We start from the raw sequence: 13,698 nt of genomic DNA, 5'->3' as shown, positions 1-13,698 counted from the left end.
CCTCATTTCGGATAGATGTCGGCGAAGTGCTGGGCCAGAGCAGTAAGCTCCTCGTCAGTGAAGCCCCTGGCGATCCGGTCCATGATGGTGGTGTCCGGCACCGACTCGTGCTTGAAGGCGAGCAGGCGTGAGGCCAGCAGCTCGGCGGGGCGCCCGGCAATGGCGGGCACGTTGCCGCTCAGTCGACCGTCGGTACCGTGACAGTTGGCACAGCCGCCGGCCATTACCTCGAGCTGGGCGGGGGAAAAGGCGTCATCGGCGAGTGCTGGCGTCACCCCGGCCAGCAGCAGGGCGCCCATCAGCCCTGCGGACATGCGGTGAAAGACCCGTTTCATCATCAGGCTCCCTTGCGATGGGGGTGTCCTTGGAAGGTGTTATTAACTTTGCATGCTAATGTGCCCGCTCGGCCGCCGGAAGGAACGCTTTTGCATTCCGTTATGCCAATATGACCTCTCTGGTTTGTCTTTTATGCACTTTTGTCTATGCCTGCACGCCGGGTTGCATGAGCTTCCGAGAGGCTCAGCGTTGAGAGGCCCGCCCGGCAGTCTTGTGCCAGGTCAACTACATTGTTAAACGTGAACCAAGACAACAAGACGTCACCCGGGCTCAGCCGGAATGGCGCTCACCTTTGTCCCTTCCCACGGCGACTAGACGGGGTAACAAGATGAACGCAACCACCAAATCTACAGGCCAGTCCTCGGTCCCCACGGTGAAGATCACTATCAATCCGGTCGGCATGGACAGGCCGCGCGCCTGGCTGGCGGCCGGCCTGGAGGACTTTCGACAGGCCACGGTGGTCAGCCTGGCCTACGGCATGTTCTGGGTGGGGCTGAGCATTGCCGTCACCGTGGGTGCCATCATGCTGGATCTCTGGCACTGGCTGCTGCCCATGGCCGCCGGCTTCATGTTCATCGGCCCCCTGGTCACGGTGGGCTCCTACGGCATCAGTCGCGCCCTGGAGGCGGGCCGGGCCCCGCATCTTGGCGATGCGTTCAGCGCCTGGCGGCCCCACGCCGGCCAGCTGGCGATGATGGGCGTGATGCTGATGATCTTCTTCCTTGCCTGGATTCGCCTGGCGACCCTGCTGTTCGCGCTCTTCTACGGTTTCGAGGCGCCGGGGCCGGCGGCCCTCTACGCCTCGCTGCTCACCACGCCCCAGGGGCTTGGCATGATCGTGGTCGGCTCGGCGGTGGGTGCGGTGTTGGCCTTCGGCGCCTTTACCATCAGTGTGGTGGCGATCCCGACTCTGATGGACCAGGACCTGACCTTCATGGAAGGCATCGAAGCCAGCGTGCGCTCGGTGGCGCGCAACTTCCGCCCCATGCTGCTGTGGGCGGTCATCCTCACCGGCTGTGTGCTGGTCGGCATCCTGACTTTCTACATCGGCCTGGCGCTGATCCTGCCGGTCCTCGGCCATGCCAGCTGGCACGCCTATGAGGACCTGGTGCGCTGCGAGCCGCTGGAGCCGGACAACGACAAGCAAAGCGCTTGATCGCCCGTCAAGGGGGGCAAGTCCCCCCTTGCGGCCATTTGACGCCTGACCGAAAGCGTGAGATCGCGTAACCTTGATGGCTGTTCCCGCGACCTGCCGGATGGTCATGATGCTTCGAGAAAGGCGACTCCCCTTTGCGTTGTTCCTGTGGTTCCTGCTGCTTGGCGCCCTGCCCGTCAAGGCGCTGGCCGAGCCCCTGCCGCCGCCCGAGGGCGAGGTCATCCTGCGTCTCAGCGGCGACCTGGCCCGCCCCAACGTGGGCGATGAGCTGCACCTGGACCGTGCCATGCTGATGACCCTGCCCTCCACGGTGGTCGAGACCCGCACCCCCTGGACCGAGGGCGTGGGGCGTTTCGAAGGCCCCCTGGCGCGGGCGGTGCTCGATGCCGCCGGCGCTCGCGGCGAGTGGGTTCAGGTGCGCGCCCTCAACGGCTTCGAGGCGGAGATTCCCGTCTCGGATTTTCGTGACTACGATGTCATCCTGGCCATCCAGCGTGACGGCGAGCCCATCGCCGTGCGTGATTTCGGGCCGGTGTTCGTGCTCTACCCCTTCGATGACCACCCGGAGCTGCTCAACGAGACCATCCGCTTTCGCTCGGTGTGGCACGTGGGCAGCATCCATGTGCGCTGAGTCATTGCCCGGCTTGCTCGACAGGCGGCTGGTCTGACCGCTGTTCTGGAGGTCTAACGTGCTGCGCTACCCGCTCCGGCTGAAGCTGGGCGCTATCGCCGCCCTGCTGTTCTTCACTGCCGCCCTGGTGGTGGTGGGGCTGGTGGCCTGGCGCCAGGAGGGGCTGCACAGCAGCGTGGGCGGCGACGCGGCCTGGCACGCCTACAAGCTCGACCGGGATATCGTCCAGCTGCGCAGCGACCTGGCGCTGGCCGGCGGAGAGGCGCTGTCTCAGTCCGGACTGCGGCTGCGCTTCGAGTTGATCTACAGCCGCCTCAACCTGTTGCAGCGGGGTGATATCACCGAGCTGCTGGCCGAGATCGCTACCGTCAGCCGGCTGCTGCCCGCGCTGATTGAGCAGTTCGACGCCCTGGATGCCAAGCTGCAGGGTCTCGAGCGGCTGGGGGAGGGTGAGCGACTCGCCCTCGACGGCCGCCTGGAGCATCTGGGACAGCTCACCGAGCGGTTGATCATCGCCATCAATGGCCATCTCGCCGAGTCGGCCACCCGCGAGCGAGAGGTGCTGCAGTCGCTGTATGCCCTGCTGTTGGCGCTGATCCTGGCCATGAGCCTGGCCGGGCTGCTGGTGGTGGTCTTCCTGGTGCGCGAGGCCCGCGACAACGCCACGGCGCGCCGCTCGCTGGAGCGCCTCAGCCGAGAGCTGCAGACCACGGCCCGGCGCGCCGAGTCGGCCAGCCAGTCCAAGTCCGAGTTCCTGGCCACGGTCAGCCATGAGATTCGCACCCCGCTCAACGGCGTCATCGGCATGAGCGACCTGCTGATGGATCAGCCGCTGGATCAGCGTTCCCGGGACTATGCCCGCACCCTGCATGCCAGCGCCGGCCGCCTGCTGGAACTGATCAACGATATCCTGGATTTTTCCAAGATCGAGTCGGGACGCCTCGAGCTGGAGCGACGCCCGATTCGCCTGGCGGCGCTGATCGAGGATGCCTGTCAGCTGTTCCGCCCGCGCGCCGATGCCAAGGGGCTGGCGCTGGAGGTCCGGCTGTCGCCCGAGCTTCCGGCCAGGGTGATGGGCGACCCGGCCCGGCTGCGCCAGGTGCTGCTCAACCTGCTCGCCAACGCCATCAAGTTCACCGAGTGCGGCGAGGTGCGCATCGAGGCCGGAGTGAGCCGGGCGGGACGGCTGAGTCTGGCCGTGGAAGATACCGGCCCCGGGATTCCCGCCGATCAGCAGGAGCGGCTCTTCGAACCCTTCCGCCAGGGCGATGCCTCCACCGCCAGGCGCTACGGCGGCACCGGCCTGGGGCTGGCCATCTGTCGGCGCCTCACCGACGCCATGGGCGGTGAGATCGGCGTGGACAGCGCCCCGGGCGAGGGCAGCCGCTTCTGGGTCGAGCTGCCGCTGGAGCCGGTCGATGCCGAGTCGGAGCACGAGGCGGCGCTGCCGGCCGCGCCGCCGCCGGTGCCGGGCGCCAGCGTGCTGGTGGTGGAGGACAACCCCGTCAATCAGCAGGTGGCCTCGGCGATGCTCGAGCGCCTCGGATGTCGGGTGCAGCTGGTCGAGAGCGGGGGGCGGGCCCTGGCGGCCGTTGCGGATCAGGCCTTCGATGCCATCTTCATGGACGTCCAGATGCCCGACATGGACGGGCTGGAGACCGTGCGGCGGCTGCGCGAGGGTGGCGGCTGGCGGGCCTCGGTACCGGTGGTGGCGATGACCGCCGGTGGCCCGGGCGCGGAGCAGGCGCGCTGCCTGGCCGCCGGCATGAGCGACTACCTGACCAAGCCGCTGAGCCGGGAGGCGTTGGCCGGCTGTCTGCGGCGGGTCTTGCCCCAGTCGCCGCCTTGCCGGGACGCCGAGGCAGTCGGGGAGCGAGCCGTCGACGAGGGCCTGCTCGACGAGGCGGCGCTGGCCGAGCTCGAGCAGAGTATCGGCAAGGAGGGGCTGGAAGCGCTGACCTCGCTCTATCGGCGCCAGCTGGCCGAGCGCCTTGCCGAATTGGAGCGCGCCCTGGCCGGCCTGGGACTGGATGCGGTCAGGCGGCTCGCCCACCAGCTCAAGGGGGAGTCCGCCAGCCTGGGAGCGGTCCAGATGGCCGACCTGGCGGCGCGGCTGGAGGCGGCGGCGCAAGGTCAGCAGCGCGAGGGCGCAACGCGGCTGCTGGCCGAGCTGCGTGGCTGCGAGCGCCATACCCTCGATGCGCTGGCGGGCTGGTGCAGGCATCGCTGAGCTATATTCACCAATACAAAAGTACCTATCTTGGCACTCGAAAGTATTGTTGAGCCGGACAGTCGCTGCTGAAAGACTATTGCGACAATAAGCCTGTTCGGAGCTAGACGATGGTTATGGCAGCCATTCGCGCCTTAGTGTTGTTGGCTGTGTCAATGGTGGCTTCGGTCCCCTCACTACAGGCGGATCCATCGCCCGAGATACAGGCCCGTATCCAGCAGCTGTTTCCCAGCGCTACCCATATTGAAAATAAGCGAGAGGATTATCCCGTTTACCCGGTATACCAGCTCAATGAGCTGTTGGGTTACGCATTCGAGTCTCGCGATGTAAGTGATTTTCCCGGTTACTCCGGAAAGCCTATCAGCCTTCTAATCGGCATAGGTGTTGGTGGTGAATTCACCGGCGTGAAAGTGATGGGACATCATGAACCGGTTTTTTTGCATGGGCTGGGTGAAGCGCCTCTGCTTGAGTTTGTCGATCAGTATCGGGGTCTGTCAATCACTGATCATATCGTGGTTAGCAGCAAGGCGGGAAGGCGTACAGAAGGTGGTGGCGTGCATATCGACGGGATAAGTTCTGCCACCGTTTCGGTGATCATCATCAATGATGTGGTGCTGTCGTCGGCCCTGAAGGTCGCCCGCAATACACTGGAGGAATTTGCTCAGGCTCCGTCGGCCCAACCCAAGGCCGATCTCTACGAGCCACTGACCTGGCAGCAGATGTTGGATCGGGGATATATTGGCCGCTGGCGCCTTTCGGTCGAGGAGGCTGAAGCCCTCATTGGCAACGCTCTGAACGTCTACCCAGGAGTGCCCAAGCCGCAGCCGGATGAGCCCTTCACCGATATTTTTTTCGCGTATGTCAACGCACCGATAATCGGGCGCAACCTGCTGGGGGATGAGACCTTTGCTCGCCTGACTGACAGCCTCAAGAACGGCGATCAGGTGCTGGCCGTGATGTCCAACGGCCTCTTTACCCATGTGCCGGATGACTTTCGTCCCGGCTCCTTATCCACACGGCTCGCCATGGAGCAGGGCAACATGACGGTGGAGCTGCGGGACACCGACTGGTTAGCCTCCCAAGAAAACCGGCTGCAGGCGGCTGGCATGCCGTATTTCATGCAGACGCACCTGTTTAAAATGGGCGGTGCCGGTGGCTTCAATCCCGGTGCCGATGCCAGTTTGGTGATGAGGCTGGAACTCTCCAAGAACCACTTGGTCTCGGATTTGGCAAATTTTCGTAGAGAGGTGGCGCTTCCCCAGGAGCTCTTCGAGTGGGTGGAGGTGTCCGAGCCCCTGAGGCTTCCGGCTTGGGTGGGAGTATGGCAGGAGCGCTGGCTGCAGGTGACTATCCTGATGACCGGTCTGGCGGTGTTGACGGTGTTTTTCGCTTGCCAACGCCATTTTCGGCGTTACCCGAAATGGTTGCACCGATTCCGCTGGTTGTTCTTGTTTTTTACCCTATTGTTTGTCGGTTTTTATGCTCAGGGGCAGCTTTCCGTCGTCAATGTCACCACGCTGTTGCTATCTCTCCGTGATGGCTTCAATATAGAGTTCTTTCTTTTGGATCCAGTGATTTTCATTCTCTGGACCTTTACCTTCGTTACTCTATTCATCTGGGGGCGTGGACTGTTTTGCGGTTGGCTCTGCCCGTTCGGAGCCTTGCAGGAAATGGCATCCTGGCTTGGTAAGACACTCAAGTTCCGCCAGTACAAGATTCCAGAGGCCTGGCATCGTCGCTTGGTCCACTTGAAATATGGAATTCTCATCGGCTTGGTTGGTACGGCCTTCTATTCACTCTCGCTGGCCGATCAGTTGGCCGAGGTGGAGCCCTTCAAGACCAGCATCACCCTCTACTTCTGGCGCTATTGGCCATTCGTAGTCTATGCCGTGGGGTTGCTGGTGGTAGGCATGTTCGTGCACAAATTCTTCTGCCGCTATTTATGCCCACTGGGGGCAGGGTTGGCCATGCTGGGAAAGTTACGGTTGTTCAGCTGGCTGGACCGAGTCAAGCTCTGTGGCCAGCCTTGCCAGGTGTGCAAGAAGCGCTGCGAGATCAATGCTATCCATGTGGATGGTCGTATTGACTACGATGAGTGCATCCAGTGCTTGGAGTGTGTGGTGATCCTGCAGGATGACACCCAGTGCGTGGACAAGCTGGTCCGGAAGAAGCGCCAGCGCCGTGAGCGGATTCCGGCGGTGAATGTGGCCTGAGACACGGGTGTATTTTATTCTGGCGCCAAGCTATCGGGGGCTGCGCTGGCAACCGGTCGAGATGGATGTTGAATGTCGTCGGGAAAGACGATGTGCGAGCAGCGGTACACAGCCTCCAGGTCGGTGAGCTCAAGGCGACCGTATTTGAAGTGGGCCGGCTCAGTCGAGTGAGGACGGTGACTCGGCCATCTTCCGATAGTGCTGGCTCAGAGCATGGTCGACGGCAAGACCTGGGGCACCCTCGCCGTACAGTGCGGCGAGACGATGCGCCGCGCGGCGGCTGCCGCCTTCGCTGGCCTGGCGGTAGTAAGAGAGTGCCCGCTCCAGGTCGGGGGGTGTACCACGGCCATCTTCCAGCATCACTCCCAACTGAAACGCGGCGTCGGCATTTCCTTCCATTGCCAGGCGCTGCCAGATATCGAAAGCCTGTTCATAGCGTCCCATCTTGAACTGCCCATAAGCCAGATAGCTGTCAATCATGCGCCCCTGGGGCGACGCAACGGACGGTTCGTCGGCCCAGGAGAGTGAGCCATGGACCAGGGTCGCCATCAGCAGCAGAAGGTAAGGTTTCATCTCAGTTCCCGGCACGAAGAGGATCTCTCGAGGCTAGCCGGCAACCCACGGGCGCGCTAGTGCGTTCCATCCCGTTTGGTCCCAATGAAGGGGGCTGTCTCCCTCCAAAGTACTGCCCATGAGCAAGGCGTCGGGTGCTTTACTGGGCCTGTGCCGCTGGCTGCGGCTCGTACGCAAACCAACAATACCAACAGGAGATATGCCATGTGGACCAAGCCTAGCTTTCGCGACCTTCGCCTCGGCTTCGAAGTCACCCTCATCGCCAACCGCTGATCGCTAGACATGCCAACGGGGCCAGCAGTGGCGCCGTTCGGGCAAGAAGGAGAAGCGCCATGCAAGTGCTGATACTCGGTTCGGCTGCCGGGGGCGGGTTTCCGCAGTGGAACTGCAACTGCCCCAACTGTCAGGGAGTGAGAGCGGGTCAGCCGGGCCTGACGCCGCGCACCCAGTCGTCCATCGCTATCAGCAGTGACGGAGAACGCTGGCTGCTGTGCAATGCCTCGCCGGATATCCGCGCCCAGATCGCCGCCAATCCCGAACTTCAACCGCGCCGGGGCATACGCGACAGCGGCATCGCCGAGATACTGCTGGTGGATGCTCAGATCGATCACGTCACCGGTCTGCTGTCGCTGCGCGAGGGGTGCCCGTTGGACGTATGGTGCACCCCCAGTGTGCATCGCGACCTGAGCAGCGGGTTTCCACTCTTCCCCATGCTGCAACACTGGCAGGGGGGGCTGCGCTGGCAGCCGATCGAGATGGATGTGGAATCTCGTCGGGTGGGGTTCAGCGTACCGAGCTGTCCCGACCTGCGGTTCACCGCCGTCGCCCTGGACAGTAATGCCCCCCCCTATTCGCCGCGCCGTGGTTCACCCGCCCCGGGGGACAACCTGGGGTTGTTCATTGAGGATATCGCCAACGCGACCTCGCTGCTCTACGCTCCCGGATTGGGGGCGCTGGACGACGAGATTCGCACCCTGATGAAGCAGGCAGGCTGTGTGCTGGTCGATGGCACTCTGTGGCACGACGACGAGCTGCAACGGCTGGGCATCAGCCGCTCGAGCGGCGCGGACATGGGCCACCTGGCGTTGGCCGGGGAGCGCGGCATGATCCGTGAACTCGATGCGTTGCCGGCTACCACCCGACGTATCCTCATCCATATCAACAATACCAATCCGATTCTCGACGAGACCTCTGCCGAGCGGGCGGTACTCGATGAGCATGGCATAGAAGTGGCCTTCGACGGCATGCGCCTGTCGCTGTGAGGCGCTTGTTGCCGTGACGGTCGTTGCGAGCGTAGAAAAGGGAGCCTGTCATGTCTACCACCGTTGAAGAAGCACCCGATGCCGTAGCGCTTTCGCCCGAGGCCTTCCGTGCGGCGCTGCTGGCCAAGGGCGACTATTACCACATCCATCACCCCTACCAGATCGACATGAGCGAGGGGCGCGCCACACCCGAGCAGATCCGCGGCTGGGTGGCCAATCGCTTCTATTATCAGGTCATGATTCCCCAGAAGGATGCCGCGCTGCTGGCCAACTGCCCGGATGCGGACACACGCCGGCGCTGGATTCAGCGCATTCTCGATCATGACGGTCGCGGCGAAGACTCCGGGGGCATCGAAGCCTGGCTGGCGCTGGGCGAGGCAGTGGGATTGACTCGTAAGGAGCTATGGTCCCAGGAGTATGTGCTGCCCGGGGTGCGCTTTGCGGTGGATGCCTACGTCAACTTCGTGCGCCACGCCAGTTGGCAGGAGGGGGCGATCTCCTCGCTGACCGAGCTGTTTGCACCCCTGGCACATCAGAGCCGACTGGACACCTGGCCGGGCCACTATCCGTGGATCGACCCGGCGGGCTACGGCTACTTTCGCAAGCGGCTCAAGGAGGCGCGACGGGACGTCGAGCATGGCCTGGAAGTCGCACTGGCGGTGTGCACCACGGTTGAGACACAGCAGCGGGCGCTGGATATCCTGCAGTTCAAGCTCGACGTGCTGTGGTCGATGCTCGACGCCATGACCCTGGCCTATCAGCTCGATCGACCGCCGTATCACAGCGTTACCGACCGGCGTGTCTATCATCGGGGGCTGGCATGAAAGATGCCAGTGTCCTAGCCCTGCGCGCGCTGCTCGGACCATCCGTGAATAGCCCGCGCGACGGCAAGCACGGCAAGCGCAGCGGACGGTGGGGGCCCAGGCCTCGAGTCGCGGGTGTTCCGCGGGAGGTCTGCAGGAAATTGGGCGGGGCGCACGGCCGAGACGATTGCAGTAAGGTGGGAATCGGCGGTATGGGGTAATATGCTTGCTATAACAATTTCAACAGTGTGAAGGCTTCATGTCATCAGCCAGCATCACCCAACTGCGCAAGTTCGTGGCGCCTGAGATCATCTTCGGCGATGGCTCCCGCCATGCGGTGGCCAATTATGCTCAGGCTTTCGGTGCCGATAAAGTGCTGCTGGTTTCCGATCCAGGAGTGCTGGCCGCCGGCTGGGTGGCCGAGGTCGAGGCCGATCTGGCCGCCGGGGGCATCGCCTGTCAGCGTTTTCTGCAGGTGTCTCCCAATCCCCGTGTCGAGGAGGTCATGGCCGGTGCCCGGACCTATCGCGACTACGGTTGTACCGCCATCGTGGCGATAGGCGGCGGTAGTCCCATGGACTGTGCCAAGGGGATCGGCATCGTGGTGGCCCACGACGGCCATATCCTCGATTTCGAGGGCGTTGACACCATTCGTGTGCCGATCCCACCGCTGATCTTCATCCCGTCCACCGCCGGCACCTCGGCGGATGTCTCCCAGTTTGCCATCATTTCCGATCGCGAAAGGCGGACCAAGTTTTCCATCGTCAGTAAGGCAGTGGTGCCCGACGTCTCGTTGATCGACCCTCAAGTCACCCTGACAATGGATCCCTTCCTTACCGCCTGTACCGGTGTCGATGCGCTGGTGCATGCCATCGAGGCCTTCGTATCCCTTGGTAGCGGCCCCTTGACCGATGCCCATGCGTTGGAGGCGATGCGGTTGATCAATGGCCACCTCGAGGCGCTGGTCGCCAATCCCCTCGATGGCGAACTGCGGGCCCAGGTGATGCTGGGCAGCATGCAAGCGGGGCTGGCTTTCTCCAATGCGATCCTGGGTGCGGTGCATGCCATGTCGCACAGTCTGGGCGGCTTCCTCGACCTGCCCCATGGGTTTTGCAACTCGATGCTGTTGGAGCACGTGGTGGCCTTCAATTTCGAGGCCGCGCCGGAGCGCTTCACGCGTATTGCCGAAACATTGGGCATCGATTGTCGTGGGCTTTCGTCGCGTCAGGTCAAGCAGCGTCTTATTGAGCATCTCATCAAACTCAAGGGGGCGGTAGGCCTCGACGGTAAACTGGGCAGAGCCGGAGTGAGTGTCTGCGATGTGCCTTTCCTTACCGCGCATGCCATACAGGATCCTTGCATCCTGACCAATCCACGCCGCCCCTGCGAGAGAGACGTGGCGGTGGTTTACGAAGAGGCACTATAAGCGCCCCGGGGACGCCATGAAGAAACCCACTGACCCCGATGGTTTCTCGGTCAGCGAACTGATCGGTCTCGGTAGTCACTCGACGCGCAAGAGCTACTATCCCGAGCTGACGGCTCGCATGGCCGAACTCGAGGCTGAGCGAAACCGTTACAAGTGGCTGTTTGAGAATGCCCTGCATGGAATCTTTCAGGCCTCCCTGACCGGCGGCCTTCGCGCGGCCAATCCCGCCCTGGCGCGTATGCTGGGAGACGCCTCGGTGGTGACAACGCTCGAGCGATGTACGACCTGGGTGGCGCTGTTCGCCGACCCCCGTGACGCCATGGAACTGCAGCGACGGGTCGCCAAGGAGGGTCGGGTGCAGGGCTACATCACGCGGCTGCGCACCTCTGGGAGCGGCGAGGTGCCGGTGTCCCTGACCCTGGTTCAGAAACCCTCGCCCGACGATGAGCCGCTGGTGGAAGCCTTTGTCGCCGATATCACCGAGCGTGAGCAGGCCCGCCGGCGGCTGGAGCAGCTCAATGAGGAGCTCGAGGCGCGAGTCAAGGAACGTACCCGGGAGCTGGAGCAGCTCAATGCCGAACTGTGCGAGGCGCGGGATGCGGCCGAGCAGGCCAACCACAGCAAGGACCGATATCTCGCGGCGGCCAGCCATGACCTGCTGCAACCGATGAACGCCGCGCGCCTGCTGGTCTCGTCCCTGTTGGAGCGATCGCTGGAAGGTGAGGTACGCGAACTGGCTGAGCGTATCCATGTGTCGCTGGAAGGAGCTGAGGAGCTGCTCACCGACCTCCTCGATATCGCCCGCCTCGACCAGGATCGCGTTCAGGTACAGCGTGAGCCCTTCGCCTTGGAGGCCCTGTACACGGGCCTGGTGGCGGAGTTCTCGTCGCTTGCTGCCAGCAAGGGGCTGGCGTTTCGCCACTGCGTCGCCGATACCTGGGTGGTCAGCGACTGCCGCCTGCTGGGGCGGGTGCTGCGTAATTTCCTCGCCAACGCCTGCCGCTATACCCAGCAGGGCGGGGTACTGCTGGGCACCCGTCGTCGCAACGATACACTGTGGATCGAAGTATGGGACAGTGGGCCGGGCATACCCGGCGATCAGCACCGGGCGATTTTTCGCGAATTCCATCAGCTTGCCGCGCCGCGTGCCCGGGACCGCCAGGGAGTGGGCCTGGGGCTGGCCATCGTCGAGCGTATCGCCTCTCGGCTGGAGCACGAGGTGGAGGTGCGCTCCTGGCCGGGACGAGGGTCCTGCTTTGCGGTAGGTGTGCCCTTGGGTCCGGTCGGCTCGCCCACCCGGCCGCCGACGGCACTTCCCCAGGTGCCGCTGCCGGTCCTGGAGGAACGACGGGTGCTGGTCATCGACAATGAGCCGAGCATCCTGGCCAGCATGCGGAGCTTGCTCGAAGGCTGGGGCATGCGCTGCGAACTGGCTTTCGATGTCGAGGAGGCGCTGGCGGTGTCGCCAACGCCGCCGGATGTCCTGCTGGTGGACCTGCACCTGGATGGTGGCCTCACGGGGGACGTGCTGATCGCGCGCTTGCGTGAGCAGTGGCAGCGACCCCGACTGCCGGCGGTGATCGTCACTGCCGAGCGCGGAGCCCCCTGGTTACAGCACCTGCGCGAGCTCGGTTTGCCGGTGCTCAACAAGCCGCTGAAGCCCGGCAAGCTGCGTGCCGTGCTCAGTCGGCTGCTGGCGCCGGAGCTCTGCGATTGACTGCCGTATCCGCTGCCTCTGTCCTGCGTTCGTACAAGGGCGTAAGGCTTGGGTATCCCCACCAAGGCGCGCCGTAACTCCCACCCACGAGCCATGGTCGCTCGACGCCTCAGTTTTGATACTCCCTTGCGGACCGCGACCGACGGTCCGTCATCATACAAGGGAGAACAATCATATGCGTTTCAAGACTCCGCTGGGGATCAGCCTTGCCGCCATTCTGGCCGCCACGACTCATGCCGCCCAGGCAGAGATCGTCCTCTACGAGAGCGATGACACCAGCTTCAGTGCCGATGGCTATATCAATGTCTTCTACGCCAACACCGACGTCGACCTCCCCGGTTCCGACTTCGACCGCCGTCAGTCGCGGGTCAAGATGGGCTTTCTGCCCAACTGGATCGGCTTCAACGCCAAGCGCCAGGTCGGCGGCCTGGAGCTGATGGCGCGCTCATCGTTCTGGGTGACCATCAACGACAGTGATCAAAATGGCACCGAGACCGGTATCGACGTGCGCCAATTTTACGGCACCATCGGTGGCGATTGGGGCGAGCTGCTGGTGGGCAAGGACTTTGGCCTGTTCGCCCGCTCCAATATCTTCCTCGATCAGCTGCTGTCGGGCTACGGCCAGGTCAGCGATACCCTGGGACTGGTGGACTTCGGGGGCGTCTCGTTCGGCAATATCGGCTCCGGTTATCCCTACTCCTTCCCCAGTGCCCAGATCACCTACCGCACCCCCAAGGCCGGCGGCCTGCGCCTGGCCGCCGGTATCTTCGATCCGGTGCATACCACCGCGGAGAGCGCCACGGGGAGTCGCTTCGAAGAGGTGCCGCGCTTCGAGTCCGAGCTGACCTGGGAAACCAGCCTGGGCGGCGTCGACCTCTACACCTGGGTGAACGGCCAGTACCAGACGTCCAAGAGCAGCGACCCCGGCGTCGAGAGCGTGACCTCGCGCGGCCTGGGTTATGGGGTGCAGGCGTCCATGGGGCCGGCGACCCTGGCCGCCTCGGGCTTCAACGCCGAGGGCATCAACGCCTTCTTCACCAACAACGTCGGCAACGCCGAGCTGCGCGAGGTGGATAGCGACGGCTACCTGCTGCAGGCGGGCTACAGTTTTGGCGCCAATCGCATCGCGCTGTCGTACGGCAAGACTGAGGACGAGCAGAACGACTGGGAGCTGCGTACCCGAGGCGCGGCTGTCTTTCACAGCATCAACGACTACCTGACCCTGGTCGGCGAGGTCAATCGCCACGACATCGCGGCGCTGAGCGGCGGCGGCAAGATCGAGCAGACCGATACCGTGGCATTGGGCGTCGCCATGTCCTGGTAAGGTCGTCTGCTACTATGGTAGTGGTGC

12 protein-coding genes are annotated in these 13,698 nt (G+C 63.5%); 10 read left to right on the top strand and 2 right to left on the bottom strand.

Annotated features, from left to right (window positions below):
• Positions 1–2: 2 nt before the first annotated feature.
• Positions 3–335 (bottom strand): c-type cytochrome, encoded by a 333-nt coding sequence (locus tag HOP52_RS10600; protein WP_238977354.1) that lies wholly within the window; start codon positions 333–335, stop codon positions 3–5.
• Between the two features lie 329 nt (positions 336–664).
• Between HOP52_RS10600 and HOP52_RS10595 the strand changes: the two genes are divergently transcribed.
• The 4 genes from HOP52_RS10595 (at position 665) to HOP52_RS10580 (ending at position 6,566) form a co-directional block, all read left to right on the top strand.
• Entirely contained in the window at positions 665–1,492 is an 828-nt protein-coding gene (locus HOP52_RS10595) for a DUF2189 domain-containing protein (RefSeq protein WP_238977353.1), read from the top strand.
• Positions 1,493–1,598: 106 nt separating this feature from the next.
• Complete coding sequence (locus HOP52_RS10590) at positions 1,599–2,123, top strand: putative pterin-binding protein (RefSeq protein WP_238977352.1); 525 nt, start codon at positions 1,599–1,601, stop codon at positions 2,121–2,123.
• A gap of 58 nt (positions 2,124–2,181) precedes the next feature.
• On the top strand, positions 2,182–4,353 hold the full coding sequence (locus HOP52_RS10585; RefSeq protein ID WP_238977351.1) for an ATP-binding protein: 2,172 nt from the start codon (positions 2,182–2,184) through the stop codon (positions 4,351–4,353).
• Positions 4,354–4,463: 110 nt separating this feature from the next.
• Positions 4,464–6,566 carry a NosR/NirI family protein gene (locus tag HOP52_RS10580; RefSeq protein ID WP_238977350.1) on the top strand — a complete coding sequence of 701 codons (2,103 nt, stop codon included), beginning with the start codon at positions 4,464–4,466 and terminating at the stop codon, positions 6,564–6,566.
• 159 nt (positions 6,567–6,725) lie between these two features.
• Here the strand turns inward: HOP52_RS10580 and HOP52_RS10575 are convergent, their stop codons facing one another.
• A complete protein-coding gene (locus tag HOP52_RS10575; RefSeq protein ID WP_238977349.1) occupies positions 6,726–7,139 on the bottom strand; it encodes a tetratricopeptide repeat protein in 414 nt (137 codons plus the stop codon).
• A gap of 204 nt (positions 7,140–7,343) precedes the next feature.
• On the opposite strand from HOP52_RS10575, the gene pqqA reads away from it, so the two are divergent.
• From pqqA to HOP52_RS10545, 6 genes are all read left to right on the top strand, one after another.
• A complete protein-coding gene (pqqA, locus tag HOP52_RS10570) occupies positions 7,344–7,412 on the top strand; it encodes a pyrroloquinoline quinone precursor peptide PqqA (protein ID WP_238977393.1) in 69 nt (22 codons plus the stop codon).
• A 59-nt stretch (positions 7,413–7,471) separates the two neighbouring features.
• Positions 7,472–8,401, top strand: a complete 930-nt coding sequence (pqqB, locus tag HOP52_RS10565) for a pyrroloquinoline quinone biosynthesis protein PqqB (protein ID WP_238977348.1) — start codon at positions 7,472–7,474, stop codon at positions 8,399–8,401.
• A 50-nt stretch (positions 8,402–8,451) separates the two neighbouring features.
• Positions 8,452–9,225, top strand: a complete 774-nt coding sequence (gene pqqC, locus HOP52_RS10560; RefSeq protein ID WP_238977347.1) for a pyrroloquinoline-quinone synthase PqqC — start codon at positions 8,452–8,454, stop codon at positions 9,223–9,225.
• Between the two features lie 238 nt (positions 9,226–9,463).
• Entirely contained in the window at positions 9,464–10,630 is a 1,167-nt protein-coding gene (gene ercA / locus HOP52_RS10555) for an alcohol dehydrogenase-like regulatory protein ErcA (protein ID WP_238977346.1), read from the top strand.
• 16 nt (positions 10,631–10,646) lie between these two features.
• Positions 10,647–12,347 (top strand): PAS domain-containing hybrid sensor histidine kinase/response regulator, encoded by a 1,701-nt coding sequence (locus tag HOP52_RS10550; RefSeq protein WP_238977345.1) that lies wholly within the window; start codon positions 10,647–10,649, stop codon positions 12,345–12,347.
• A gap of 175 nt (positions 12,348–12,522) precedes the next feature.
• Positions 12,523–13,671, top strand: a complete 1,149-nt coding sequence (locus HOP52_RS10545) for a porin (protein WP_238977344.1) — start codon at positions 12,523–12,525, stop codon at positions 13,669–13,671.
• Positions 13,672–13,698: the final 27 nt, after the last annotated feature.

The organism is Billgrantia campisalis, assembly GCF_022341425.1.
GTDB lineage: Bacteria > Pseudomonadota > Gammaproteobacteria > Pseudomonadales > Halomonadaceae > Halomonas > Halomonas campisalis.
The sequence above is the reverse complement of the archived record's forward strand: the minus strand, read 5'-3'. Positions and strand labels throughout refer to the sequence as shown.